Source organism: Kribbella sp. NBC_01484 (assembly GCF_036227145.1).
Classification (GTDB): domain Bacteria; phylum Actinomycetota; class Actinomycetes; order Propionibacteriales; family Kribbellaceae; genus Kribbella.
In genome coordinates this window covers 5193458-5218991 of record NZ_CP109437.1, presented here as the reverse complement: position 1 = coordinate 5218991, position 25534 = coordinate 5193458, and the positions used below count along the sequence as shown (strand labels likewise).

32 protein-coding genes are annotated in these 25534 nt (G+C 68.8%); 5 read left to right on the top strand and 27 right to left on the bottom strand.

Features of this window, described 5'->3' with window-relative positions; all coding sequences use genetic code 11:
- Positions 1-8 precede the first annotated feature (8 nt).
- From OG555_RS25740 to OG555_RS25690, 11 genes are all read right to left on the bottom strand, one after another.
- Positions 9-857 carry a hypothetical protein gene (locus OG555_RS25740; protein WP_329475113.1) on the bottom strand — a complete coding sequence of 283 codons (849 nt, stop codon included), beginning with the start codon at positions 855-857 and terminating at the stop codon, positions 9-11.
- Positions 858-1586, bottom strand: coding sequence for a CDP-alcohol phosphatidyltransferase family protein (locus OG555_RS25735; protein ID WP_329475112.1), 729 nt, complete (start codon positions 1584-1586; stop codon positions 858-860).
- Positions 1587-1766: 180 nt separating this feature from the next.
- A complete protein-coding gene (locus OG555_RS25730) occupies positions 1767-2207 on the bottom strand; it encodes a nitroreductase family deazaflavin-dependent oxidoreductase (protein ID WP_329475111.1) in 441 nt (146 codons plus the stop codon).
- Between the two features lie 38 nt (positions 2208-2245).
- Positions 2246-2614 carry an ArsR/SmtB family transcription factor gene (locus tag OG555_RS25725; protein ID WP_329475110.1) on the bottom strand — a complete coding sequence of 123 codons (369 nt, stop codon included), beginning with the start codon at positions 2612-2614 and terminating at the stop codon, positions 2246-2248.
- On the bottom strand, positions 2611-3045 hold the full coding sequence (locus OG555_RS25720) for an SRPBCC domain-containing protein (protein ID WP_329475109.1): 435 nt from the start codon (positions 3043-3045) through the stop codon (positions 2611-2613). The genes OG555_RS25725 and OG555_RS25720 overlap by 4 nt, the downstream gene beginning before the upstream one ends.
- Before the next feature lie 51 nt (positions 3046-3096).
- Entirely contained in the window at positions 3097-3576 is a 480-nt protein-coding gene (locus OG555_RS25715) for a hypothetical protein (RefSeq protein ID WP_329475108.1), read from the bottom strand.
- Positions 3577-3587: 11 nt separating this feature from the next.
- Positions 3588-4304: a class F sortase gene (locus OG555_RS25710; protein ID WP_329475107.1), complete on the bottom strand. Its 717-nt coding sequence runs from the start codon at positions 4302-4304 to the stop codon at positions 3588-3590.
- A 1-nt stretch (position 4305) separates the two neighbouring features.
- On the bottom strand, positions 4306-5322 hold the full coding sequence (locus OG555_RS25705; protein WP_329475106.1) for a hypothetical protein: 1017 nt from the start codon (positions 5320-5322) through the stop codon (positions 4306-4308).
- 303 nt (positions 5323-5625) lie between these two features.
- On the bottom strand, positions 5626-6678 hold the full coding sequence (locus OG555_RS25700) for a hypothetical protein (protein ID WP_329475105.1): 1053 nt from the start codon (positions 6676-6678) through the stop codon (positions 5626-5628).
- Positions 6679-7459: 781 nt separating this feature from the next.
- Complete coding sequence (locus tag OG555_RS25695) at positions 7460-8554, bottom strand: PP2C family protein-serine/threonine phosphatase (RefSeq protein WP_329475104.1); 1095 nt, start codon at positions 8552-8554, stop codon at positions 7460-7462.
- 63 nt (positions 8555-8617) lie between these two features.
- Complete coding sequence (locus tag OG555_RS25690) at positions 8618-9445, bottom strand: Fpg/Nei family DNA glycosylase (protein ID WP_329475103.1); 828 nt, start codon at positions 9443-9445, stop codon at positions 8618-8620.
- Positions 9446-9455: 10 nt separating this feature from the next.
- Between OG555_RS25690 and OG555_RS25685 the strand changes: the two genes are divergently transcribed.
- Positions 9456-9656, top strand: a complete 201-nt coding sequence (locus OG555_RS25685) for a hypothetical protein (protein WP_329475102.1) — start codon at positions 9456-9458, stop codon at positions 9654-9656.
- Here the strand turns inward: OG555_RS25685 and OG555_RS25680 are convergent.
- The 3 genes from OG555_RS25680 to OG555_RS25670 all read right to left on the bottom strand — a co-directional run bounded on the left by OG555_RS25680 (position 9620) and on the right by OG555_RS25670 (position 11623).
- Complete coding sequence (locus tag OG555_RS25680; RefSeq protein ID WP_329475101.1) at positions 9620-10087, bottom strand: ribose-5-phosphate isomerase; 468 nt, start codon at positions 10085-10087, stop codon at positions 9620-9622. The two genes, OG555_RS25685 and OG555_RS25680, sit on opposite strands and share 37 nt — an antisense overlap.
- A 20-nt stretch (positions 10088-10107) precedes the next feature.
- A complete protein-coding gene (locus OG555_RS25675) occupies positions 10108-10908 on the bottom strand; it encodes a hypothetical protein (RefSeq protein WP_329475100.1) in 801 nt (266 codons plus the stop codon).
- Positions 10909-11008: 100 nt separating this feature from the next.
- Positions 11009-11623 (bottom strand): mycothiol-dependent nitroreductase Rv2466c family protein, encoded by a 615-nt coding sequence (locus tag OG555_RS25670; protein WP_329475099.1) that lies wholly within the window; start codon positions 11621-11623, stop codon positions 11009-11011.
- A 111-nt stretch (positions 11624-11734) separates the two neighbouring features.
- Here OG555_RS25670 and pepN point away from each other — a divergent pair, with 111 nt between their 5' ends.
- Positions 11735-14308 (top strand): aminopeptidase N, encoded by a 2574-nt coding sequence (gene pepN, locus OG555_RS25665; RefSeq protein WP_329475098.1) that lies wholly within the window; start codon positions 11735-11737, stop codon positions 14306-14308.
- A gap of 174 nt (positions 14309-14482) precedes the next feature.
- On the top strand, positions 14483-14920 hold the full coding sequence (locus tag OG555_RS25660) for a hypothetical protein (protein WP_329475097.1): 438 nt from the start codon (positions 14483-14485) through the stop codon (positions 14918-14920).
- Here the strand turns inward: OG555_RS25660 and OG555_RS25655 are convergent.
- Complete coding sequence (locus OG555_RS25655) at positions 14917-15912, bottom strand: aldo/keto reductase (protein ID WP_329475096.1); 996 nt, start codon at positions 15910-15912, stop codon at positions 14917-14919. The two genes, OG555_RS25660 and OG555_RS25655, sit on opposite strands and share 4 nt — an antisense overlap.
- 254 nt (positions 15913-16166) lie before the next feature.
- Between OG555_RS25655 and OG555_RS25650 the strand changes: the two genes are divergently transcribed.
- On the top strand, positions 16167-16871 hold the full coding sequence (locus OG555_RS25650; protein ID WP_329475095.1) for a hypothetical protein: 705 nt from the start codon (positions 16167-16169) through the stop codon (positions 16869-16871).
- On the opposite strand, the gene OG555_RS25645 is transcribed toward OG555_RS25650, so the two are convergent.
- From OG555_RS25645 to OG555_RS25615, 7 genes are all read right to left on the bottom strand, one after another.
- Positions 16841-17437 carry a GNAT family N-acetyltransferase gene (locus OG555_RS25645; RefSeq protein ID WP_329475094.1) on the bottom strand — a complete coding sequence of 199 codons (597 nt, stop codon included), beginning with the start codon at positions 17435-17437 and terminating at the stop codon, positions 16841-16843. The two genes, OG555_RS25650 and OG555_RS25645, sit on opposite strands and share 31 nt — an antisense overlap.
- Positions 17434-17832, bottom strand: coding sequence for a DUF5130 family protein (locus tag OG555_RS25640; RefSeq protein ID WP_329475093.1), 399 nt, complete (start codon positions 17830-17832; stop codon positions 17434-17436). Before OG555_RS25640 ends, OG555_RS25645 begins: the two co-directional genes overlap by 4 nt.
- Positions 17819-18100 (bottom strand): aa3-type cytochrome oxidase subunit CtaJ, encoded by a 282-nt coding sequence (ctaJ, locus tag OG555_RS25635; protein WP_329475092.1) that lies wholly within the window; start codon positions 18098-18100, stop codon positions 17819-17821. The genes OG555_RS25640 and ctaJ overlap by 14 nt, the downstream gene beginning before the upstream one ends.
- Before the next feature lie 127 nt (positions 18101-18227).
- Positions 18228-18731, bottom strand: coding sequence for a hypothetical protein (locus OG555_RS25630; RefSeq protein WP_329475091.1), 504 nt, complete (start codon positions 18729-18731; stop codon positions 18228-18230).
- 81 nt (positions 18732-18812) lie between these two features.
- Entirely contained in the window at positions 18813-18884 is a 72-nt protein-coding gene (locus OG555_RS25625) for a lytic polysaccharide monooxygenase (protein WP_329484871.1), read from the bottom strand.
- A gap of 70 nt (positions 18885-18954) precedes the next feature.
- Positions 18955-21072: a 4-alpha-glucanotransferase gene (gene malQ / locus OG555_RS25620; protein ID WP_329475090.1), complete on the bottom strand. Its 2118-nt coding sequence runs from the start codon at positions 21070-21072 to the stop codon at positions 18955-18957.
- A gap of 52 nt (positions 21073-21124) precedes the next feature.
- Positions 21125-22126 carry a hypothetical protein gene (locus OG555_RS25615; RefSeq protein ID WP_329475089.1) on the bottom strand — a complete coding sequence of 334 codons (1002 nt, stop codon included), beginning with the start codon at positions 22124-22126 and terminating at the stop codon, positions 21125-21127.
- Between the two features lie 128 nt (positions 22127-22254).
- On the opposite strand from OG555_RS25615, the gene OG555_RS25610 reads away from it, so the two are divergent.
- Positions 22255-22947, top strand: a complete 693-nt coding sequence (locus OG555_RS25610; RefSeq protein WP_329475088.1) for a mechanosensitive ion channel family protein — start codon at positions 22255-22257, stop codon at positions 22945-22947.
- On the opposite strand, the gene OG555_RS25605 is transcribed toward OG555_RS25610, so the two are convergent.
- The 5 genes from OG555_RS25605 to OG555_RS25585 form a co-directional block, all read right to left on the bottom strand.
- Positions 22895-23635: a GNAT family N-acetyltransferase gene (locus tag OG555_RS25605; RefSeq protein ID WP_329475087.1), complete on the bottom strand. Its 741-nt coding sequence runs from the start codon at positions 23633-23635 to the stop codon at positions 22895-22897. The genes OG555_RS25610 and OG555_RS25605 overlap by 53 nt on opposite strands.
- A gap of 88 nt (positions 23636-23723) precedes the next feature.
- Positions 23724-24152 (bottom strand): OsmC family protein, encoded by a 429-nt coding sequence (locus OG555_RS25600; protein ID WP_329475086.1) that lies wholly within the window; start codon positions 24150-24152, stop codon positions 23724-23726.
- 27 nt (positions 24153-24179) lie between these two features.
- Entirely contained in the window at positions 24180-24599 is a 420-nt protein-coding gene (locus OG555_RS25595; protein WP_329475085.1) for a globin, read from the bottom strand.
- A 15-nt stretch (positions 24600-24614) separates the two neighbouring features.
- Positions 24615-25028, bottom strand: coding sequence for an acyl-CoA thioesterase (locus OG555_RS25590; protein ID WP_329475084.1), 414 nt, complete (start codon positions 25026-25028; stop codon positions 24615-24617).
- Positions 25028-25453, bottom strand: coding sequence for an acyl-CoA thioesterase (locus OG555_RS25585; protein ID WP_329475083.1), 426 nt, complete (start codon positions 25451-25453; stop codon positions 25028-25030). The genes OG555_RS25590 and OG555_RS25585 overlap by 1 nt, the downstream gene beginning before the upstream one ends.
- Between the last annotated feature and the right edge of the window lie 81 nt (positions 25454-25534).

Sequence of the window (25534 nt, the reverse complement as noted above, 5' to 3'; positions counted from 1 at the left end):
CGCGTGGGCTAGGTGGGTTGGGGGTCCTTGACTGATTCGAAGCGGACCAGGATCAGGGAGCCGACGGCCGAGAGGGCGAAGCCGGCGATTGCGCCGGGCCACCAGCCGGCGCGGACGGCGTCATCGAGGACGAAGACGCCGACGACGGCCGGCGTGATGGTTTGGAGGGCGATCATCGGCGTGGTTGCCAGCGTCACCGAGCCGCGTTGCAGCGCCAGCGAGTACAAGAGGAAGGCCAGCGCGCCACTGATCGGCAAGGTGTACGCCGTGGGGCTGCGGAGCAACTCGCCGATCGAGCCGTCCTGCAGGAGCCGCGCCGAGATCGCAACGCCGGCGTACCCGAGTCCGGCGAGCATCCCGAGCAGAGCTGTGGAGACGCCGTGCTGGGAGCGGCTCGCGAGGGCGCCGAGGGTGGCGATGGTGATGAGGCCGATGACGAGGCCGACGGTCAGCCCGTGATGCTGAGCGCTGTCCCCCGCCGAACCCGCAGATACCGCCAGCAGCCCGAGGCCGACGCAGACTGCGATCACGGCAGACCATTCGAGCGCACTGAGCTGATCCGACATCAAGCGGGTGGCGAGCAGAGCGGTCACGACCAGGCTGGCCGCGATGCCGGCTTGGGCGAGGTAGAGCGGAAGGAGGCGCAGGGCAACGAAGTGCAGTCCGAAGCCGGCCAGGTTCAGCACCAGGGCGCCGACGAACGCGGGTTGTCTGAGCAGCGCCGCCACGAACCCACCGAGTCGCCGCGGATCCAGCTCCGACTCGGTCGGGACCTTGCGCGAGCCGACCGCCTGCAGAATCGAGGCGACGCCGAACAGCACCGCGGCACCGAGCGCCGCGCCGAGACCTAGGACCACTCAGGCGACCTTGCGCCGAGGCACCCAGAACGTCAGGTACAAGCTGAGGACTCCGTAGTACAGGAGGTAGGCCAGCGAGACCGCGACCACGATCGCGTTCGGGTCAGGCATCTGCGTGAGGAGTACGGCGTACGACGCGAGCCAGATCGCGGTCGTGATCAGGTTCATCGTCCGGAACGCCTTGGTCCGCGAGGGGTAGACGTACTTCACCGGAATGAAGACCAGCACCGAGCAGACGACCAGGATCACGCCGGTGGTGAACGGGCTGAGGCTGAGGACCACGACGTAGAAGGCGACCACGTTCCAGTAACTGGGGAAGCCCAGGAAGAAGTGGTCGTCGGTCTTCGCGTCGACCCGGCAGAACTGGTAGCTGGAGGCAAGCAACGGCAACGCCGCCAGCACCGCGCCCCACGCTCCGTTGGGTAGGTAGTCCCCGGTCCAGAGCAGCACGATCGGGGCGAACGCGTAGGTCAGGTAGTCGACGATGTTGTCCAGCATCGCGCCGTCGAACCACGGGATGGTCTCCTTCACCCGCAGCCGGCGGGCGAGCATCCCGTCCGTCCCGTCGATCACCAGGGCCGCGAGGCCGAGCCAGAGTGCGCGGACGGCGTCCCCGTCGATGGCGGCGATGACGATCAGCAGCGCGAGCACCGTTCCGCTCGCGGTATAGGCATGCAGTGCCAGTCCGGCCAGACGCAACCGCGTCGACCCGACGAACGGTTCCTGCACCGCGTCGTGTGTGGTCAGGACGACTCCCAGAACTCCGTCGACGCAACGCGCCGGGCCGGATCCATTCGACCCCGCCGTCGCCAGCGTCTCACAGGCCTGGGCCCGACCCCGCGACCGGTCGTCGTCCCACGCCGGATCTGTGCGCGGTCTTAACCCGGCCGCGCACTCCTGGTCGAACGCTTACTTGACCGGGTCGAGCAGGAACAGCGGGATCTTCCGGGTGGTCTTGGTCTGGTAGTCCGCGTACGGCGGGTAGGCGGCGACGGACCGCTGCCACCACTCGTCGTACTCCGCGCCCTCGATCTCGCGGGCGACGTACTCCCTGGTCACGTCACCGTCCTGGAGAGTGAGCTTCGGGTCGGCCTTCAGGTTGTAGTACCAGACCGGGTGCTTCGGCGCACCGCCGAGCGACGCGACCGCGGCGTACACACCGTGGTGCTCGACCCGCATCAGCGGGACCTTCCGGATCTTGCCGGACCTGGCACCACGCATGCTCAGCAGCACCACCGGCAGTCCGATGATGTCGGCGACGTCGGTGGTCCCGGCGTCCTCGATCTTCTCGACCATGGTGCGAACCCAGTCGGTCGGGCTCGGGGCGTACTCGTCAGTGTTCGAGGTCATAGCACCAAGTGTAATGGTGACGCGTCAACATCAACAATTCATGGCGTGTCGGGAGTCGTCGCGATCTCCTGGATGATCTTGAGGCGGCCGTCCCAGGCAGCGGCGACGTCCGCCATCCAGGCCGCGGTCGCCGTCAGTGCTGTAGACCTGAGCTCAAAGCGGACCTCGCGGCCCTCGCGGCGACTGTCGACCAGGCCGGCTTCGCGCAGTACGGCGAGATGCTGCACGACGGCCTGTCTGGTGACCGGGAGCTCGCCTGCGAGCGAGGTCGCGGTCCGCCCACCGCCGGCGGCCAGCAACTCGACCACGATCCGGCGGGTGGGATCGCCCAGCGCCTCGAGCACCCCGTCGACACGGACGACGGCGCTCCCGGCATCGGCAGACGAGGGCTTCCCACCGGTTGTCACAGCGTCGGCGCCAACTCTGTCAGCGCCGCGAGCGCACCGTCCCATCCCCGCGCGGACTCCTCGGCCCGCCTGACCTGCTCATCCGGCGACACTTCCAGCCGCTCGAACCCGGACTCCACCACCCGCAACCGAGTCCCCTCGCCCTCGGGCGTCAGTGTGAACTCCACGAGGTTCGAGTTCCCCGGCGCGGGCTCCACGCCCGGCTCGACGGCGTACCGATAGGCGAACCGCCGCCCCGGCTCGACCTTCTCGACGAAGCCGAGATACTCCCCGTGCTCGTCCCACCGCATCACCAGCCGCCCACCCGGCCGCAGATCGATCTCCGCCCCACCGAACGCGTACCACCGGGCGAAGCCCTCTGGCTGAGCCACCGCCGCCCACACGACCTCCGGCCGCGCCTCGACGTACACCTCACGCTCCACGCTCTCCATGCCCACCACCCTGCCAACTCCGGAGTTGATGTGCAAGTCGCCGCTTGCATCTCAGGGAACGCAGGACTGGAGCTGGGTGGCAGTGGCGATGGTGGCCTCGATCCAGCGACGTCGCAGGAAATGGGCCTTGAGGAGCCGATGGACCCCGTCGAGGACAACCAGGCGGCCGCGGTACGCGACCAGGTTGATCGGGTGATCCAGATCGGCATCCATCACCCGCTGGTAGTGGGCGCGGAAGTTCATCGGGGTCGCGGCAACCTGGTTCGGGGTGACCTTGAAGCGTTCGCCGTCCAGCTGCCACAGCGGCAGGTCGAACATCCAGACCAGATCCGCGATCTCGACCGGTTCGACCTTCAGGTCGAGCGCCCACAGCTTCTCCAGCTGCCACCGGGCCGGCGGGAACACTTCGCGGATCGCGTCCGGCATCAGCGCGACCAGTTCCTCGAACGACACCTCCGGCGCCGCTCGATCCCCCTCCGCCGCCGTGGACACCGCCTGGTCGAGGGAGTCGCCCAACCGATCGATCGTCACGACCGAGCAGGTTACGCCATCGGCTGGGCGACCACGACCACGTTGCTGAGGTACACCTCGCCGTTCCAGTCCTCACACGTGACCAGCACAAGCCGGCCGCGGACACTCTGATCGAACAGTTGCGCGGCGCGCTTGGCGAGGGTGGCTTTCCGGTACGTCGCCACCGTCGCGACCCGGTAGCGCAACGAACCGCGGACCGTCGACACTGCCACTACGGATCCCGGCTCGAGCTTGTCGAGATGGTCGAACGCTCCTCCCCCGTCATGCACCGTGTGCCCGGTGATGATGGCCGAACCGCGCACGGCACCAGGCTGAGCACCGGCCGTCCACCAGCCGACGGTCGATGGATCGGACGGCGGGGTGAGAGCGCCACCGGCGGCCTTGATGCCGACCACCGGCGCGACCACGTCCAACTGTGGGATGGCGATCCGGTTCGGCCGGCCCGGACCCGTCGCCGGGCGTCGGGCCGACGGCGAGGTGGCGCCGGTCGAGGGTGCGCCGGTCGAGGCCGTCGTACGGCGTGGCGTGGTGCCGGCCGGGGCTCGACCGGCCGATGCCTTCGCCGAAGGCCTGGTATCGGAGGCTGACGAGCCCGGCGACGACGAGGCGCCGGCGCGGTCGCCGTACTGCAGGTACGCGCCGACGGCAATGACGCACACTCCTGTCAGCGCGACCGCCCCACTCCACCGCAGTGGAGCCGGGCGGCCGCGACGTCGGGCGAAGCTCACGTCAGACGCTGTGCCTTCCGCGTCGCCGGAGTCCGACGACCGCTCCACCGGCCAGCATCAATCCACCGGCGGCCAGCAGCAGACCGCCGGCCAGACTGAACGGACTGTTGCCACCCGCAAGCGAATTTGTGCCACCGCCGCCACCCTCGCCGGCGTTGACCTCTGTCGGCACGCCAGGCGTCGGCGAGGTCGACTCCGACGGTACGACGGATGCGGGCGTCGATGTGGTCGCCGACGGCGAAGTCTCCGACGGCGTACCGCTCGGGGTGCCCGGCGGGGTCGCCGGAGGCGTGGCAGGCGGAGTCGCCGGCGTCGTGGCAGGCGGAGTCGCCGGCGTCGTGGGCGACGTAGTCGGCGGGCTGGTCGGCGACGTGGGCGGGGTGGTGGGCGGAGTGGTCGGCGGCGACGTGGGCGGGGTGGTGGGCGGAGTGGTCGGCGGCGACGTGGGCGGGGTGGTGGGCGGGGTGGTGGGCGGGGTCGTGGTGTTGCAGCCCTCGACCCAGAACACCTTGTGCTTCACGTCGTTGCCGATCGAGCCAGGCGCGTCCACGGTGAGCTTCACGTGGTAGCCCTGCTGCGGCTGCGGCTGACCGGTGAACGTCAGGGTGTACGTCTCCTTGGCGTCCAGGTCGGTGCCGCCGCCGGCCGCGTCCTCGCCGATGAACGGGTTCAGGTTCCCGGACACCACCTTCAGGCCGGCGTCCGCGGTCGGCGCCTGGTCCTCGAACGTCACGGTGGCGAAGTAGTTGTCGTTCTGGTCGTAGTTGTAGAACTCGACCACGAACGAGCAGCCTTGGTGCGGGTTGTTGTCCGGAGGGCCACTCTGGATATCCACGCCCTCGATCTTGACGGTGCCGTTGTTGCCTGGCGGGTTGCCTGTGTGGCCGTCGGCCACAACCGACTGGTCGGCGCTGGCCGCCGGTGCGAGTGCGAGAGCCGCGGCTCCCAGCATCAGCGAAAGCGTTCCTGCCGCGGCGACGAAACCCGCGGCCCTGGAGCGCACACCCGTGTGGGACATGTCCATCCTTGAGCGGTTGAGAATGATGCATTAGAACTATTGGGGCGTGGTTGCCGTCGTCAACAACACCCGGTAACGATTGGCTGCACAAAGCCGATCCATCCTCCACAGGCCTGTGGACAACGGCCGAGCAGGCGGTTCCCCGTGACTCGCAATCACCAGGCGTGCTCGCGCATTGAACAAGAGCGACCGATCTGCGCTGCCGGAGCGGAGCGGCCGGAGCGCCAGGTCAGGTGGTGTGTCGTCCGCGGCGTCGGAGGGATGCGGTGGCGCCGCCGGTCAGCATGATGCCGCCGAGAATCATCAGGATCGCGCCCGCCGGACTAGATCCTCCGTTGCCGGCCGGCGCCGCAATCGCCGCGCCGGGGCCGGGGCCGAGGAGACCCGCATCCACCACGGTCGGCACACCTGCCGATGACGTACGCCGAGTGGAGTCGTAGCCGAGGTCGTCGTCACTGACAGCGTCATTGCCGGGGAAGTCAGCGGCGTAGTCGATGGAATGGTCGGCGGCGTGGTGGGCGGCGTGGTGGGCGGCGTGGTCGGTGGAGTCGTCGGCGTGGTGGGCGGCGTGGTGGGCGGCGTGGTCGGTGGAGTCGTCGGCGTGGTCGGTGGAGTCGTGGGCGGCGTGGTGGGCGGCGTGGTCGGTGGAGTCGTCGGCGTGGTCGGTGGAGTCGTGGGCGGCGTGATGGGCGGCGTGGTCGGTGGAGTCGTGGGCGGCGTCGTGGGCGGCGTCGTGGGCGGCGTGGTCGGTGGAGTCGTGGGCGGCGTCGTCGGCGGCGTCGGCGGCGTCGTGGGCGGCGTCGTCGGCGGCGTCGTGGGCGGCGTGGTGGGCGGGGCGTCGCAGCCCTCGACCCAGAAGGCCTTGTGTTTGACGTCGGCGCCCTGGGAGCCGGCGGCATGCACGGTGATCTTGACGTGATAGCCCTGCTGCGGCTGCGGCTGGCTGGTGAACTTCAGGGTGTACGTCACCTTGGCGTCCAGGTCGGTACCACCACCGGCCGGATCCTCGCCGATGAACGGGTTCAGGTCGCCCGACACTACTTGCAGTCCGCCGTCGGCGGTCGGCGCCTGATCCTCGAAGATCACCTGAGCGTTGTAGGGACCCTGCTCGTAGTTGTAGAACTCGACAGTGAACGTGCAGCCCTGATGCGGGTTGTTGTCGGGCGCACCGCTGCCGATGTCCACGCCCTCGATCTTGATGGTTCCGTTGTTCCCCCGCGGAGCGGCCAGCGCGGCGGCCGACCCGGCATCACCGGTAGACCGCACGACCACCGCCGCAGCTCCGATCAGGACCATCAGCGCCCCGGCCGCTACGACCGTCCCCGCGACCTGGGGGCTGACCCCCTTGACGACCATCCCCGTCCCCCTGTCCGACGCAGCGTGGCGGACATCTCACCTGCAGTATGCGCCTTCTGATGCCTCAGTCAACGACCGTGCGGGCCGGAAGCCCCTGACAACGTTGGACTGGCGCCCCGTCAAGCTTGGGGGAGGTCAGCCGAATTGACCACCAGCTCAAACCCCGGACCCGGCGGCCGGGTGCGGGGTTCACCTCAGATCTGGTCCCCTCCACCCTCGGTCGGGACCTGTCCGCGACGTCACACAGCGCCGGGCGGAGACCGGAACCGGTGGACTGGGACCGATCGGCAGCGACCGGTGGGCCGGGACCGCAACCGGTGGACTCGGACCAGTGGGCTGGGACAGGTCGTGGCGGGTTGGGACCGGTCGCGGTGGCAGGAACCGGTGGGCTGGGACCGGTAGTGGTGGCTGGGACAAGGAACTACGGCTCTTCTGACCGATGTGTGGGTGGGGGTGGTGGTACTGCGGGTGAGGTGCTCGCGGTACAGCGGACTTTTCGACAGCACGAGTTCGCGGTCGGCTGGCCGACCTAGGCCCACGCAACCGTCCATCACCTGCTCAGTGGGGTTCGGTGCGGCCTGTGCCTGGTCCGCGGAGGGTTTTAGCCCGGTCCGGGAGGAAAACCCTCCCCAAACCAGCACAAAACCCTCCACCCGAACAAATAGGGGCGCACCCCGGGGCCGGTGTCTCCCTGCCCATACCCTCCAGCGCCACGGACCCGTGGCCAGCCCTCACCCCCGGTCCGACCGGGGTCGGGGAGTCTGGCGAGGCACTAGTTGCCTCAGGCATGCGCCATGCGGTGGATGATGACGATCGCCGAGTCGTCGCCGGGACCGCCGGCGGACGCGACGAGCTCGGCCGCACCGCCTTGGAAGCCCTGTGCCACAAGGCGTTCCGCGTGCCCGACGAGGCGGTCGGTGCCGCGACCGATGTCACGTCGCGGGGTCTCGACCATGCCGTCGCTGTACAGGAAGAGCGCGTCGCCCAGCTTCAGCTGCCCGTGGTTGGCCGGGAACTCCGGCGCCTCCATCAACCCGAGCAACGGCCCGTCCGCGTCCCGCGTCTGCCACCGCCCCGACCAGGCGTCGAAGTGGATCGCCGGCGGATGTCCGGCCGTGCGTACGTCGAACTCCCCGGTCTGCACGTCGATCACGACATGGACGACCGTGGCGAAGTCGTCGTCCCAGTCCTGCCGGCGGATGTAGCGGTTCGCCGACGGCAGGAACTCCTCGACCGGTACGACGCCGAGCAGTCCACCGAACGCACCCGACAACAACAGTGCCCGCGTCCCCGCGTCGATTCCCTTGCCCGAGACATCGACCAGCGCGACCTCGAGCAGATCACCGCGGGTCGTCGACACCACGAAGTCGCCGGAGAACGACGACCCACCGGCGGACTGGATCGCCACGTCGACCAGCCAGCCGGCCGGCAGGTCCGGCAACTCGCCCTGTGCGGTCAGGATGTCGCGCAGCTCCATCAGCATCGACTCGCCACGGGTGCCCGGCACTCCGAGCCGGCTGCGTACCTTGGCGCTGGTGAGCATGATCCAGCCGACGATCGCGAGGACCAGCACGAAGCCGACCCGGGGCATCGTCGGTCCGCGTGACAGCACGACGAACGCACCGAACGTCACCGTGATGATGGTGAGCGCCACCAACTCACGGAACCTCAGCAGCAGGCCGCCGACCACCAGCGGGATGATCAGCAAGGAGGTCGGCACGGAGGTCTGCCAGACGAAACCGGAGACGGCAATCGCGATCGACGTCAGCGTCAGCACGACGAAGGCGAGCCGATGCGACCGACGGGCACGCCGCCCCAGCGACTCGACCCGGCGGCCGATTCGTCGTACCTCAGCGAGACCGCCGCTCCTGCTCATGGTGTGAAGAAGATAACGGCACTACCTGGTCCGCGCATCAATCCGTAACCCAACTGATGAATGTCAGCCCTTGCGAGTGAGACCGGTGCGCTGGCATTTGGGGCACCAGAACAAGTTGCGCCCGGCCAGGATCTCGGTCCGGATCACCGACTGGCAGACGTAGCACCGCTGTCCCTGCCGCCGGTACACGTAGACCTCGCCACCATGATCGTCGCGGCGCGGGTCACGGCCCATAGCCTCCGGGGTGTGATCGTCCGTCACGGTGTCGATCCGGCCGGTCTCGACGCCGTACTTCATCAGCTGGAGCAGGTCGTCCCACATGCCCTGCCACTCACGTTTCTTGACCAGGTGCCCCGGCGTCATCGGGTGCAGCTTCGCCCGGAACAGCACTTCGGCCCGGTAGACGTTGCCGACGCCGCTCAGCACCTCCTGGTCCATCAGCAGCCGGCCGATCGGCAGCTTGCTGCGATGGATCCGCTTCCACGCCAACTCGGGGTCCGCGTCGTCACGCAGCGGGTCCGGGCCGAGCCGGGCGATCAGGCTCTCGCGTTCACCGTCGGTCAGCACCTCGACCACGGTCGCTCCGCGCAGATCGGCGTACGACGTGGCGTTCTGCAGGCGGAGGCGGACCTGGCCGACCGGTTCGGGCACTGGCGCCGGAAGGATGTCCATCTTGCCGATCAGGCCGAGGTGGATGTGCAGCCAGCCGGCGCCCTCGAAGTCGGCGAGGAAGTGTTTGCCGTGCGCCTCGGTCTGCCGCAGCACGTGTCCGTTCAGCAGCGCGGCGCCGTCGACGAACCGGCCCTGCGGGCTGGTCGCCAGGACCGGACGGCCGCCGAACGCGTCCCAGACGTCGTTCGCCAGTCGGTGCAGGGTGTGACCTTCAGGCATGATTCCTCATATGGGGATAACTGGTGGAGCCAAGGGCCGGAGTGGTCCTCCCACTCCGGCGGTGGTCGGCATCGGCCGGTCGATGCGGGCCCGGGACGTCTCCCGCCCGCGCCAGCCGGTCAACCGCCGGCCGGTGCAACCGAAGAAGGACGCGGACACCGACAAGCCGGAGGGTCAGGAGACCGGCGGGAGCTCGCCGGTCGACTCGTAGGCCGACAGCATGTCGATCCGGCGGGTGTGCCGCTCCTCGCCGGAGTACTCGGTGGCCAGGAACGTGTCGACGAACCCGGTCGCCTCCGCCGCGGAGTGCATCCGCGCCCCGACGCTGATCACGTTGGCATTGTTGTGCTCGCGGCCGAGCCGTGCGGTGTCGGTGCTCCAGGCCAGGATCGCCCGGACCCCCTCCACCTTGTTGGCGGCGATCTGCTCGCCGTTCCCCGAGCCACCGATCACGATGCCGAGGCTGCCCGGCTCCTGGATCACCGCCTCACCGGTCCGCAGGCAGTACGGCGGGTAGTCGTCGACGGCGTCGTACACGGCCGGGCCGTGGTCCTCGACGTCGTGCCCGGCAGCTGTGAGGTGCTGGACCAGGTGGTTCTTCAGTTCGAAGCCGGCATGGTCGGAGCCGATGTGCACTCGCATGGCCAGAAGTGTTGCATCTCCTACCGACGGTTCCGCACGCCGGGCACGGTCAGCGCCGCGGTCAGCCGCGTGACCTCCGCATAGGCCTTCTCGTACTCCGTTCCCGCCGGATGCAGCGTGAACACGGCCATGATGCTCCGGTCGTCCGGCCCGACGGTCCCAGTGGTGTGCAGGGCCTCGCTGACCAAATCCACCGGCACGTCCGTCGGCTTGGCCTTGTCGGAGCGATAGCCACTCGAGCCTTGGAAACCGGACCAGCCCTGTTTGATGCTGAAGTCCGATTCGAAGACCGATGCGATCCCGAAGTACTGGTCGAAGCCGTCGGTGCCGTGACGGGTCGGCCGGTGCAGCAGATCCATCACGTACTCGCGCACCGGCGACGGAGCCTGGTCGAGGATGTACCGATAGATCTGGACTGTGTCGGCGGCCGTGATGGCGACGTACCCCCAGAAGCCCGGATGGGTTGCCGGCGGGCCGGCCGTGTGGGTCAGGCCGAGCCGGGCCACCATCCGGTCGACGATCGCCGCGCCGCCGAGGTGGTCCCAGTAGTAGCTCGCGGCGTCGTCATCACTGCTGCGCAGCATCACCTCGAGCCGGGTCCGGTCCGCGGCCGGCACGGCGTACGCCGGACCGCGGTCCCAGAGGAAGTCGAGCACGATCAGTAGCTTCACCACGGACGCCGACCGGAACCGATGATCGGCGTTCACCTGCTGCACGAACTGCCCGGTCCGGCGGTCGAAGACGGCGATGCCGGCCGTCACTCCCGGAGGTACGGCGACATCGTCCGCACCGAGTGCGGGCAGTTCATCACGCAGGGTCATCTGAAACCTACCCACCACTTGACGGATTCCTTGGTGAGCAACCTTCACCGGCCGGGACGGCGGAATTCAAGCCCTGAACCGCAGACCGAAGGGCACGCCCCTAGTCGAAGATCGGGCCGCGATCCCGGGTGCGCTTGATCTCGAAGAAGCCTTCGGTGCCGGCGACCAGGCGGACGCCGTCCCAGAGCTTGCCGGCCGCCTCGCCCTTCGGTGCCGGCGTCACGACCGGACCGAAGAACGCCGTGCCCTCGACCGAGATGACCGGCGTGCCGACCTCCATGCCGACCAGGTCCATGCCGGCGTGGTGCGACTTCTTCAGCGCGTCGTCGTACTTGTCGGACTCGGCGGCCTCGATCAGCGACGCCGGCAGACCGACCTCCTCGAGGGCCTCCTTGACAACGTCGCCCCTGCCGTCGCCGATGCCGCGGCCGGCGACATGGATCCGCTGACCGAGTGCGGTGTAGAGCGGCAGCAGCACCTCGTTGCCGTGCGCCTGCTCGGCCGCGATCAGCACCCGGACCGGACCCCACAGGTTGCGCAGGTTCTGCTTGTACTTCTCGTCCAGGTTGTCGCGTCCATCATTCAGGACGGCCAGGCTCATCACGTGCCAGGTCGTCGTCACATCCCTCACTTGCTCGACCTCGAGCATCCAGCGAGAGGTCATCCAGGCCCAGGGGCAGGCCGGGTCGAACCAGAAATCGGCAGAGGCAGTCATGTTCCCAATCATACAAAGTTGAAGAATCGTAGGTACCGGCTTGGTATCCAATACCCACTGTCGAGGGGAAACCCTCAGCCAAGCCGACTGCCAGGTGCATAGGATGCCGACATGCCTGGAACCAACCTGACGCGCGACGAGGCGCGTACCCGTGCCGGCGTGGTCAGCGACGTCAGCTACTCGATCGAGCTGGACCTGACCGCCGCCCCGAGCGGCGCGCCCACCTTTCCGTCCGTGACGACCGTCACGTTCGCGGCCGAGGCCGGCGCGAGCACCTTCGCCGACCTGATCGCCGACAAGATCCGCGAGGTGACGCTGAACGGCAGGGCGCTGGATCCGGACACGGTGTACGACGGCGCCCGCATCCAGCTGGACGGGCTGGCCGAACGCAACGAGCTCCGGGTGGTCGCCGACTGCCTGTACTCGCGCACCGGCGAGGGACTGCACCGATCGGTCGACCCGGCCGACAAGGAGACCTACCTCTACACGCAGTTCGAGGTGCCGGACGCCCGCCGGGTGTTCACCACCTTCGAGCAGCCGAACCTCAAGGCCCCTTTCACCTTCACCGTGTCCGCACCGGCCCGCTGGGTCGTCATCTCGAACGCACCGACTCCCGAGCCCACGCCGTATGCCGGTGAGAACGGTGAGGAGCTGGCCCGGTGGGAGTTCCCGCCGACCGAGCGGATCTCGACGTACATCACCGCTGTGGTGGCCGGGCCGTACCACGTGGTCACGGACACCTACGAAGGCGCACACGGGTCCTACCCGCTGTCGCTGCTGTGCCGTCCGTCGCTGAAGGAGGCGCTGGACGTCGACGACCTGTTCGAGGTGACCAAGCAGGGCTTCGAGCTGTTCGAGAGCGCGTTCGGTACGCCGTACCCGTTCCACAAGTACGACCAGGCGTTCGTGCCCGAGTACAACATGGGCGCGATGGAGAACGCGGGCTGCGTGACGCTGCGGGACGAGTACCTGTTCCGCAGCCGCACCACGCATGCGGAGATGGAAGCCCGCGCCAACACCGTGCTGCACGAGCTGGCGCACATGTGGTTCGGCGACCTGGTCACGATGACCTGGTGGGACGACCTGTGGCTGAACGAGTCGTTCGCCGAGTGGGCCAGCCACTGGGCGCAGGCGGTCGCGACGACCAAGTACGCCGGGGCCTGGACGACGTTCTGCAACGCCCGGAAGAACTGGGCCTACCGGCAGGACCAGCTGCCCTCGACCCACCCGATCGCGGCCGACATGGTCGACTTCCACGCGGTCGAGGTGAACTTCGACGGCATCACCTACGCCAAGGGCGCCTCCACGCTGCGGCAGCTGGTCGCGTTCGTCGGTGAGGACACCTTCATCACCGCGCTGAAGGAGTACTTCGCCGACCACGCGTTCGGCAACACCGAGCTGACCGACCTGCTCAAGCCGCTGGAGAAGGCGTCCGGTCGCGACCTGGACGACTGGACCGAGCGCTGGCTGCGGACCGCCGGCGTCAACACGCTGCGGGCCGACTTCGCCGTCGACTCCTCCGGTGCCTTCACGTCGTTCGCGATCGAGCAGACCGCGACCGAGAAGTTCCCGGTCCTGCGGCCGCACCGGCTCGCCGTCGGGCTGTACCGCCGTACCGACGAGGGCCTGGTCCGGACCGAGCGGTTCGAGGTGGACATCGACGGGCCGCGCACCGAGCTGCCCGAGCTCACCGGCGCCTCCCAGCCGGACCTGGTGCTGCTGAACGACGACGACCTCACCTACGCCAAGATCCGGCTCGACGAGCGCTCCCGGGCGACCCTGGTCGAGTCGATCGACCAGCTGACGGAATCGTTGCCCAGGGCCTTGGCCTGGGGCGCGGCCTGGGACATGACCCGGGACGCGGAGATGCCGGCCAGCCAGTACGTCGGCATCGTGCTGCGCGGGATCCGGGCCGAGACCGACCTGACCGGCGTACGGTCCCTGCTCGGGCAGGCGACCAGCGCGATCAACCTGTACTCCGCGCCCGCCAACCGGCCGGCTCTGCGGGCACAGTTCGAGGAGGCGGTGGCGGGCCTGCTCGCCGACGCCGAGCCGGGCAGTGACCACCAGCTCGCGTTCGCCCGCGCGTACAGCTCGGCGGTGTTCTCCGCGGCCGGCGCCGACCGGCTCGTCGCCTGGTTGGACGACCGCGACCTCCCACCAGGTCTGGTCGTCGACACCGATCTGCGCTGGACGCTGATCGTGGCGCTGTCCCGGCTCGGCCGGATCGGCGCCGCCGAGATCGACGACGAGCTGACCCTGGACACCACGATCACCGGACAGGAGCGGGCCGCCCAGGCCCGTGCCGCCCGGCCGACCGCCGAGGCCAAGGAAGAGGCCTGGCGGATCGCGGTGGAGTCCGAGGACACCCCGAACGAGACGCAGTTCCGGACCATACTCGGCTTCCAGCAGCCGGGCCAGGAGGACCTGCTGCGGCCGTACGTCGGGAAGTACCTGAACGCGGCCAAGGACGTGTACACGCGCCTCGGCTCGTCGATGGGTGAGAACGTGCTGGTCTACCTGTCGCCGCGCAACCTCGCGGACCAGGCGGCGCTGGACGCCCTGACCGATTGGCTGGCCACGGAGTCCTCGTCGGTGGACGCGCCGACCCTGCGTTACGTCACCGAGGCGCAGGCCGACCTCACCCGGGCGATCGCCGCCCAGGCGCAGGACACCGTCGCCTGAGCTTGTCCAACCACTGCCGGTCTCAGTTATGCCTGAGACCGGCAGTGTCGCGTTGAGCCCAAGTGCGGTAAGACTGGGTCGGTGCCTGCCTCTGATCCCGCCTTGGCCGGTGCGGCAGCTGTTGCGCTGACCGGACTGGCAGGGGCGTACCGACCCCGCCCTGTTACTCCGCTGATGCCGTGGCGCTATCCGCACCGCCTGGTGAAGCCCTACATCATCACTGCTCGCGGACGGCACTGGGACGACCAGATGGTCGAGGTCGCCCGCGCCACCGCGACCCGGCAGCTCGAGTTCGACGACGCGATGGGGGCGGTCGGACTGGCCGTCGTCGTACTGCATCTCGGCGACGACGGCATCTATCTGGTCGTGCAGAGCTGGGCGAAGGACTTCCAGTCCCGCCTCAGCATCTTCAGCGGGATGGACGTCGACGACCTGCGCCCGGCCCCGATCGGTGCGGCCCCCTGCGTGTGGGAACTCGAGGTGCTCAGCCACGAGCGGACGGCGTACGTCGGGCACATCCTCGGCGCGGATGTCGACGTCGACGCCTGGCTGGACGACGCCCTCGACACCCGGCCGCACCCCAAGTACGACGGCATCCCCTCCGGGACCTAGTCGTTGTGTCCGGCTGCGTCGAGCCGCTGCCGCTGATCCTCGCTCAACTCGAGCTCGGCCGCGGCCAGGCTCTCGTCGAGCTGGGCCACCGACGACGCACCGACCAGCGGGATGATCGGTAGCTCGCCGCCCATCAGCCACGCGAGGACCACCTGGTTCGCCGTAGCGCCCGTCTCCCGGACGACCTGGTCCAGCACGACCCGGCGGGCCCGGGTGCCGGCGTGATCGTAAAGGGCCTCGAGCGGTTTGTCGGCGCGAACATAGCCGCCACTGAGCAATGGCGTGTACGCGACCAGGGTCAGGCCGGGCTCCGCGCGCAGATAGCTGAGCAGCTGCCCGTCCACCACGCCGATGCTCCCGTCGCGCGAACGCAGTCCGCCCTCGTCAGTCCGTGCCCGGAAGTAGGTGTGGTGATGCTGGAGCACCTCACACCCCGGCAAGCCGGCCGCTGCGGCCATGGTCCGGGCGCGTTCGATCTGCCATGACCAGAAGTTGCTCAGGCCGACCATCCCGACCGTTCCGTCGGCCACCAGGGTGCCGAACGCCTCGACCTGTTCCTCCAGGGGTACGGCGGGATCCGGGACATGGGCGTAGTACACGTCGATGCGGTCGCGGCCCAGTTGCTCCAGACTCCGGGCCACGGATTCCTTGATGACGCCGGGCGAGAGACCTTCGAGGTCCTCCGTGAGCTGGGTTGCCGGACGCGGCGGGCGTCCGCCGACCTTGGTCGCGATCGTGAGCTCGTCGCCGATCCCCCGGCTGCGGAGCCAGCGGCCGAGTAACTGCTCGCTCTCCCCACCCTGGGTGCCGTTGATCCAGAACGCGTAGTTGTTGGACGTGTCGATGAAGGTCCCGCCCGATTCGATGTACCGATCGAGGATCGCGTACGACGTCGACTCGTCGGTGACCGTGCCCATCAGCATCGTGCCGAGGGCGATCTGGCTCACCCTGCGACGACGAATGGGGTCTGTTCCGATCGTCAGATAGCGCATGCAGCCAGCGAACCAACTAGAGCGCTGTCTAGGTCAAGGACATCGCCGCGGGCATCGGACAGTGATAGCGCGAATGCTGCCGGTGAGGGTCAAACGATTGCTCGTCTGCGCATGGTGATGGGGCGATTGCGGGCCGCGATTCCCTTGCAGGGAAAGAGATTCTCACCACCTGAAGAGGACTCACTTCTTCGTTCGCTCGGTTTAAGCTGCACGCGAACCATCCGCACAGGGAATCTTGGGGAGGGGCCCTTGCCGTGACTGTGGATCACCGAAGGCCGCCCGCCCGGGTCGCTCGGAGACAACAGAAGTCTGCCGCCCGCCGTGACGATGCCCCGCCGCGGCGCCCGCGGAAGGTTCAGCGCTCGCACAGCGCGGTCGGTGCGGCGATCGTGGCCGCCGCCGCGCTGGTGGCGGTGTTCGGGTTCATCCTGACCAACGGATCGTCGTCGGCGCCCACGGACGACGGCTTGCGGCTAGGCGACGTACCCGCGGGTGGAGCGGCGGCCCCGGCCGCACCCGTGGCGGGTGACGACGCGAGCACCACGAAGGCGGATCGCAAACCGCCGGCGACGTCCACGGCGCCGACGACCGTCCCGAAGACGAGTGCACCGCCGGTGAACACCGGCGCGGATTCGCCGGCGTTCAAGCGTGGCCAATGGATCGTCCAGATCGACAAGTACCCGACCGACGCCGGCATGGACGCGGACCAGGTCGCGAAGGCCCTCGCCGCCAGGCTGATCAAGGCGGGCCTACCGGCCAAGGCGATGCTGGTCAACGGGCAGTACCCGGGGATCGCGAACAGCAGCATGGAGCCGGTCACCGACACCTGGCTGGTCTACCTCGGTCCCGGCACCTCGTCGGAGCAGATGCTCAACCTGTGCTCGGCGCCGAAGACACAGAGCGCCTACCAGAGCTCGGCCTGCCCGACCTACGAGCCCGCAGTCGCTCCGGGGCACTGACCCACTGGGTCTGTCGCCAGCCGCGAGTGCAGGTGCGAGTCGTGCCGCTCCCCGGTCGGCTCGAGGTAGTAGTCGCGCATGGTGCCCTCGAGCTGGAAGCCGGCCCGTACGGCGACGCGGCAGGAGCCCTCGTTGATCAGTGCGTGGTCCAGCGACAACCTGTGCAGTCTGAGACCATCCGGCGCGAAGGCCCAGCGGGCGGCCGCGTCGAGTGCGCGGGCTGCGAGCCTGCGACCGCGGGCGGCCGGGCTGACCCAGTACGCGACGACAGCCTGATCCGGGACTCGGTTCACGTCGCGGACCGACACTGTGGCGAGCACGTAGTCGGTCGCGGCGTCGGCGACGGCGAAGACGGCGCTACCGTGAGCCCAGCCGTCGATGCGCGGCTCCAGCCACTTCCGTGCCCGCTGATCCGCGGGCGTGCGGATGACCGCCGTACCCGCGGTCCAGCGGAGGATGTCCGGATCCCGCAGCGCCTCGGCCACCGCAGCCTCGTCGCGGGCCACGAAGGGGCGCAGTACGACGTCGTCCAGCTCGATGCGGTGTGGCTGCAGGATCTGGGTCACTGCTGGTGTGGCTCGTTGGCGTGCAGCAGCGGCGCCTGGTGCGCGTGCTCGCCCAGCTGCTGAACGCCGGTGACCAGACCGCCGGTGAGATCACCGGTCGCGAACGACGTCTGCATGGTCAACGCGGCCAGTCCGGCCGAGCTGTCCGAGAGCTGCCGCCGCGCCAGGGAGCCGGTGACGATCTCCAGCCGGCGTCCGGCCGGGTCGACGTACACCAGGACGCTGTGGTCGGGGTCGTCGAGCTCGTTCAGCAGCTCGATGGCGAACGGACGGGTCTCCTCGTCGGCACCACCGACGTACACCGAGAAGTGCAGGCCGGAGACCTCCTCGGCGTGCCGGACCGCGCGCTCGAGGTCGTAGAGCTGGTCCGGTGTGAATGCGTCACCAGCTGGCACTTGCGCCTCCGGTCGTGCGGGCGACGCCGGTGCCGGCGGTCGCGGTGGTCCCCGGCGCGCCGGGCAGCTCGGGCAGGTTGGCCGGGTCGGGCTTGGTCGCGACCGGACCGTTGATCCAGACCGGCGGAGCCCACCAGGACAGACCCGGACGGTAACGCGGCCCGTGCGCGATCGACGGCGCGAACACCAGCAGCGCCACCACCGCGACGACCAGTAGGGGGATACCGACGAACACCAGCACGGTGTGGCCGGACAACTCAGCAATCACACCGCGCAGCCTAGTACTTCGTGCCTGCGTCCACTCCAGTGCCTCACCCAGAGCGGACGCAGGCGTCGCGACGCCTAGCAGCCGCGGCGGTTGCCTCTGTCCTGCCCGCGCGGAGCCCGGTTGTTGGTTAGCAGCCGCCGCAGTTGTAGTAGGTGATGTCCCAGTGGCTGCCTTCGTCGGCGTAGATGTTGCCGGAGCCGGAGCGCCACTGCGGATAGCCGTCACCGCGGTCCGCGATCCGGGTGAAGTAGGTGTGGATGTAGTTGCCGACACACGTGTACTTCGAGATGTCGATCTTGTAGCCGTTCCAGTGGCTGTAGGTGCCGCTGGCGTGGCCGGTCTCGGTTCCGCCGGTGATGTTGATCGCACAACCGCTGGCGGTCTTCAGCGTGCGAGCGCCGTACACGGTGGTGTCGTTGATCTGCGCGAACGACGTGCAGGTCGAGATGTTTCGGTTGGTGCAGCCGCCGCTGGACGACCAAGTGATGCCGACCGCACGGAACAAGGATTCGGCCTGGGCCTGGGTCAGCTTGGTCAGGGCGGAGGCCTGGTCGACCATGACCACGCCGGGCAACAGGCCGGCGAGGACGGCGACGACAGGGATGAGGACACGTCGGAGAACGGATTTCATAGGGACACTCCTCGAAATACGGGGCGGATATTTCAAAGAGTGCACTTCCCGCGAAAGATATTTCCGAAACCTCCGGTTGAATCAGAAATTGACATCCGAACACTGGTAGAAGGCGTTCCCCGTGTCATTGATCGTCCAGCCGGCCAGGATCATGTGCCGCCCGGTCCCATCAGGCCCGAGATCCGCAGACCCCGATGACCTCTCCTCCGTTGCTGACGCGGCACTAGATGTTGAGCGCGCCGATCAGCCGGCGCAGGCGGTGGTTGTTCGGCAGGTCCTCGATCAGCACTGGCTGGCCGTCCGGTCCACCCAGCGGGATCCGCCAGTTCGGATACTCGTCGGTCGTGCCCGGCTGGTTCTGCGTACGACGCTCCCCCACAGCATCCGTGAGTGCCACACCGACCAGCTTCGCCGGCGTGTGAGCGACGTACTGATGCAGGGACTCGACGATGCGCTCGACGTCGCCGTCGGTGTTGCTGAGCAGGTGCCGCTCCCGCAACGCGTTGAGCCAGGAGTCGCGCTCGGCCTCGTCCACCGCAAGCTCCTCGGCGACCGGCCGGGTGAGCAGGCCGAGCTGGTTGCGTAGCTCGACGTGATCTCCCGCGAGATAGCCGGCGGTCGGCGGCAGGTCGTGCGTGGTGACGGTGGCCAGGCAGAGTTCGCGCCAGCGCTCCGGCGGCAGCGGACGGCTTTGAGCATCGCGCTCGAACCACAGCACCGACGTGCCGAGGATGCCGCGCTCGGTCAGGTAGTCCCGCACCCATGGCTCGACCGTGCCCAGGTCCTCACCCACCACTGTCACGCCGGCCCGCGTGGCCTCGAGCACGAGGATGCCAACGAGCGCCTCGTGGTCGTAACGAACATAGGTGCCTTCGGTCGGCCGCTCCGGCGACGTCACCCACCAGAGCCGGAACATGCCGAGGATGTGGTCGATCCGCAGCCCACCGCCGTGCCGCATGACTGCCCGGACCAGATCCCGCCAAGCGGCGTACCCGGTCTCGGCCAGCGCGTTCGGCCGCCATGGGGGCTGCGACCAGTCCTGACCCTGCTGGTTGAACGCGTCCGGCGGCGCACCGACGTGGATGCCGGGCGCCAGCACGTTCTGCAAGGCCCATGCATCCGCACCGTCCGGGTGGACGCCGACCGCCAGGTCGTGGACGACGCCGAGCGACATGCCGGCCGCCTTCGCCCGGGCCTGGGTGCGGGCGAGCTGCTCGTCCAGCTGCCACTGCAGCCAGCAGTGGAACTCCACCGCGTCCGGATTCTCGTTGCGGAAGGCAACGACCGCGGAGGACATCGGATCCCGCAGTTCCTCGGGCCACTTGCTCCACTCCGGCCCGTGGACGTCGGAGATCGCGGCCCAGGTGGCGAAGTCGATCAGCCCCTGGCTCTCGCGGTCGCAGTAGGCGCCGTACTCCGCGATCCGGCCGATCGACGGTCGCACTCCGAACAGCAACTGCAGTGCCTCGCGCTTGGCGGCCCAGACGGTGTCCCGGTCCAGTGCGGTCGAGTCCTCGCTCAGTGCGCGCGCCTGCAGGCTGAGGGCCCGGACCCGATCCCGCTCCGCCGGCGCGAGGTCGCCGTACTCGTCGATGTCCTCGATGCGGAGGTAGATGGGGTTGTTGAAGCGCCGTGAGGCCGGCAGGTACGGCGAGGGCTCCATCCGGCCCGCGGTCTCCGCAGCGTGCAGTGGGTTCACCAGGACGAACCCGGCGCCCAGATCATGGGCAGACCACGCGGCCAGGTCGGCGAGGTCGTGCAGATCGCCGATGCCCCACGACCGGCGGGAGCGGACCGAGTACAGCTGTAGCACCCAGCCCCAGGTGCGGTGCAGCTTCTCAGGGTGCAGTTTGCGCGGAGTCACGATCAGCGTGCTGACCGAGATCTCCGGACTGCTGCCGATCCGCGCGCACAGCCGGTGATAGCCGAGCGGCAGGTCACCCGGCAGCTGGAACGTCGCCTCACCGACCTGTACACCGTCGACCCACTCCGGCTCGACCCAGTGCTCCTGCTGCGGGATGTCACGCCGCTGACCGCCATCCTCCATGTCCACCCAGACCTCGGCGGTGGACCCGTGCGGCAGGTGCACGGCGAACCACGGCGTCCAGCCCTCGCGCATCACCACAGTGGCGGGCAACGTACGACGCCAGCGGGTCTGCTGGTGCTCCGCCAGGGCATCGGCGGCCTTGTCCGGTGTGGACGCGTCCACACCGAGCGCCGCGAGTACTGCGGACACCACCTCACTGGAGACGACCACATGCTCGCCCTGCCAGTTCCAGTACTCCGTCGCCACGCCATGGGCAACCGCTAGCTCGACAAGGGCCGGAGTAGGAGCAGTCACCTCAGCGAGTCTGCCGTATCAACGGCGCCAACGCGTAACGCAGCGCGGCGTGTTACTCGTTCGAGCGGCGCCGGCTGAGCATCAGTACGGCGAGCAGCAGCACGCCACTGGCGACGACCAGGCCGATGGCCACGCCGGCCATGTCGTCGGTCAGCTGATAGAGCGCCGTCGGCCAGATGACCAGCAGGATCGAGCACGCGACCACTGCGTACGCCGAATGGCGCCGGCGACCGTACGCGACCAGGAGGGCCGCGGGTCCCGCCGTACCGACGGCCAGGGCCATGATCTCGCCGCGCTCCTGGATCAGCCAGCAGATCGACGAGCTGAACATCGCGGCGCCGGCCAGCGACCACGCGGTCACCTGATCCCGGACCAGGCCGAGCATCGCGAGCACGAACGCCACCAGGATGAAACCGGTGCCGGCGATGCCCGCGCTGTTGACCGCCGAGCCCGCGTCCGGAGAGAGGACGTCCGACGTGATTACCAGCACACCCACTCCGAGGATGCCGAAAGTTGCCGCCAGCAACGAAGAGCCGGACAGCCACCACAGCCCGACCCCGGCCAGCGCGAGCGCGACCGCCACCCCGGCGACGCGCCCGGTCTCTCCTTCGATCGCGACGTAAGTGGCGAAGCCGGCCACACAGCAGCCCAAGGACGCAAGCGCCGAGCTCACCTGCTCACGGCGCCGCAGCAGCGCGAGGACGACGGCTGCCCCGAGCAGGATGACCGCGGCACTGGTGCCGGTGGAAACCCGCGCGGCACGCCCCATCTCGCCCCAGTTCGCGAGGGTGAGCAGCGCGACCGCGCCGAGGAGCAGCGCACCGCCGATGTAGCCGAGCACCTCGATCAGGGCGTTCGGGTGGGTCGCCGTCGGTGGTGTCCGCGGCTTGGCCGGCGGCTCACCGGGCGTGGGCTGCGGCCGCGGCCGCCCGGGGTCCGACAGCGCCGCGTCGATCTCCGCGTCAGCGGCGTCGCGGAGCGAGTCGGCCTGGTACTGGCGCAGCACGCCCGCGCTCACGAGCCTGGACAGCTCGTCATCCAGCCGGCTGGGCATGCGATCGTCTCCCTTGCCTTCCTTCACTAAGATCGGGCGGCGAGATGCCTTATTTGACCAGCTACCTTACGTCCGCAGTCAGTCACCCCCTGTTTTCACCGCCCGGGACCTTTCCGACCTTCTTCCGGATGGGTAACGACGGCAAGCTGGAGGTGACCGACCAGATCATCGTCGTCCCGGCCCGGATCGCCGGGCTGATCATCGGCTTCCTCGTGCTCCGGTGGGTCCTGCACAAGGTGATCCGCAAGTTCGCCCGCCGGACCGGGAACGGCGCCGTCGCCGGCGTGCTGTCGAAGTCCAAGATCGGCCAGGGGTTCGTCGAGAACAAGCTGGCCAACGAGCGCCGGACCCAGCGGGCCGAGACGATCGCCTCGCTGCTCTGCAGCACCGTGACGATCGTGCTGACCGCCGTCCTGGTGGTGATGGTGCTGGCCGAGCTCGGCTTCAACGTCGTGCCGGTGGTCGCGTCGGCGAGCATCATCGGTGTGGTGCTCGGTTTCGGCGCGCAGACGCTGGTGAAGGACTTCCTGGCCGGCGTGTTCATGATCTTCGAGGACCAGTACGGCGTCGGCGACCTGATCGACATGGAGAAGGCGACCGGGGTCGTGGTGGAGGTCGGCCTGCGGATCACGACGCTCCGCGGCGAGGACGGCACCACCTGGTACGTCCGCAACGGCGAGGTCGTCCGGGTCGGCAACCTCGCCACCCGCGACCCGTCCAGCAGCGCGTCCTCGGGCGTCGGCAGCGCCACCGCGAAGGCCGAGGAGATCAAGGACGACGAAAGTGCGGCGACCGGAACGCCGCACGAAACCCAAGCTTGAGATAGAGCCGCTCGGCGTCCGACCCCTCCACCACCTGCAACGTGAGCCGTGGCGCGCCTTCGCTACGTGCGGCTCGTGCCGCCTCAGCGGCATCCCACCTCGCTTGGGCGAGCAGCGCTGAGGCGAGCCCCCGCCCTCGGTACGTCGGCTTCGTCGCGACCGCATAGATCCCGAAGATGGCGCCGGTCCGCAGCAGCAGCGTCACCGAGGCCGGATCACCGTCGACCCGGCGCAGGTAGAGCAACTGATCCGGGTCCCGGTGGTTCCGCACCGCCAGCTCCAGGAACTTCTGCCGCCACCAGTCGTAGTCCGGCTCGTCCTCGTCGAGAAACGCCGCACTCTGCACCTCGGCAAACCCCGCCGCGTCCTCGTCCGTCTCGATCGCTGCAACCACCCCGGCCACCGGCGCGTCCACGGTCGGTTCCACGGCCGCTTCCATGTGCACGAGCACCTCGGCCGGCTGGAAGCCCGCCGCGGTCAGCCGCTCCTCCCAGCCCTCGCCGCTCCACGGCACCAGCCGGACCGTCGCCGTACCGGCCGGGAGCTCGGCTGACGGGGAGAGCGGGATCCACGCCGAGAACTCGGCCGACTCCCCAACCACCTCGATCCCGGCGGCAGAGCGGCGTACCGCACCGCGATGGGCGGCCAGGAACGCGAGGTGATTGTCGAGCAACGCGGCGTCGGGCATGAGAGCAGTCTGACCGGCGCCACCGACAGGAACGACAGCGTCCGGCGAACCCACTGGGCTCGCCGGACGCGGTGTGAAGCGGTCAGGTTCAGGCGGTGAAGGTGACGTCCAGGGTGATCGGGACGGCGGCCAGCGCCTGGGAGACCGGGCAGTTCTTCTTCGCGCCCTCGGCGAACTCGGCGAACTCGTCGGCGGTGATCCCGGGGACCTTGCCGTTGACGGACAGCTTGATGCCGGTGATGCCCTCACCCGGCTGGAAGGTCACGTCGGCCTGGGTGTCGATCGCCTCCGGCGCGTTGCCGGCACCGGCGAGCGCGTGCGACAGCGCCATCGAGAAGCAGGTCGAGTGCGCCGCGGCGATCAGCTCTTCCGGGCTGGTCCTGCCGTTCGCCTCGTTCGCCCGGGAGGCCCAGGTCACGTCGTAGGTGCCGACGCCGGACGACTCCAGGGCGACCTGGCCGGCGCCCTCCATCAGCGAGCCTTCCCAGTGGGCCTTGGCCGTACGCGTGGTTGCCATGCTCGTGTTGTCTCCTTCGAGAGAGATTCAGCGGCCGGACACGTCGATCGCGCCCGGGTACTGCGGTTCGTCGGTGTTCACCATGCTGTGCGCCGCCATCACCATGTACTTCCAGATCTGTTCGTCCTGATCCGGCGCCAGGGCGATCTCGTCCAGCGCGGCACGCATGTGGCCCAGCCAGCGGTCCCGGGCGGTCGGCGTCACGGCGAACGGGGCGTGCCGCATCCGTAGCCGGGGGTGCCCGCGCTGCTCGGAGTACGTTTTGGGGCCGCCCCAGTACTGCTCCAGGAACATCCGGAAGCGCACTTCGGCCGGACCGAGGTCCTCCTCCGGGTACAGCGCGCGCAGTTCCGGGTCGTCGGCCACGCCGCGGTAGAAAGCCGCCACCAGCTTGTGGAACGTCTCGGCCCCACCGACGGCGTCGTAGAAACTCTGCTGCTCAGTCATGTCGGTTCTAGTGTCTCAAGCCGCTGCAACGTGCTTGAGGAGGGCTGCCCGTTCGGACTCCGACAGCGGTCGCTTGGCGTGCGTCTCGGCGTCGGTGGCGACGATGACCGAGACCGCCTTGGCGTAGATGTCCTCGGTCTCCCCACTGCGGTCGACGATCCGGGAGCCGAGCGTGTACGACGTCGTACCGACCGAGTCGATCCACACGTCCACGTCGTACGGCGGATGCCTCAGCAGGATCGGGCGCAGATAGTCCACGGTCTGGCTGACCAGGGCACACGGGTGCTCGGCGAACAGATCCCCCGTCTCGAGGACCTCGGACAGGAATGCGATCCGGGCCTCCTGCAGATAGTCGAAGTACCGGACGTTGTTGACGTGGTCATACGAGTCGATGTCCGACCAGCGAACCAGGACCGGGTGCGTGTACATCAAGCGCCCACCAGCTTCGACAGGGCCTCGCGTTCGACCGGGCTGATCCGGCGGAGGCGGTTGGCGGCGAAGTCGAACGGGACCAGCCTGGTCCGCGCCTCGACATAGGTACGACGATCGGGGTCGGCGTCGAGGATCTCGTAGTCCACGGTGAACGAAGCGGCCCTGATCTCGCTGATCCACAGCTCGATCCGGACGGGCTCCGGCCGGAAGTACAGCGGCCTCCGGTACTGCACCTCGTGCCGGGCCACCAGCAGACCCGTCTCCAGGTCGTCCGCGCCGAGCTCCTTGGCGGTCCGGAACAGGAAGTCGACCCGCGCGTCCTGCAGATAGTCGACGAACCGGCCGTTGTTCACGTGGCCGAGGGCGTCCAGGTCACCCCACCGCAACGGGCAGTAATAGACATGGCGGTTGTGATGATCCACACGGCGATCATCGCATCCTGGGTACTCCCGGCGTGACTGAGCGTGGGTAATGTCATCCCCGGCAGCAGCACTGACCGAAGG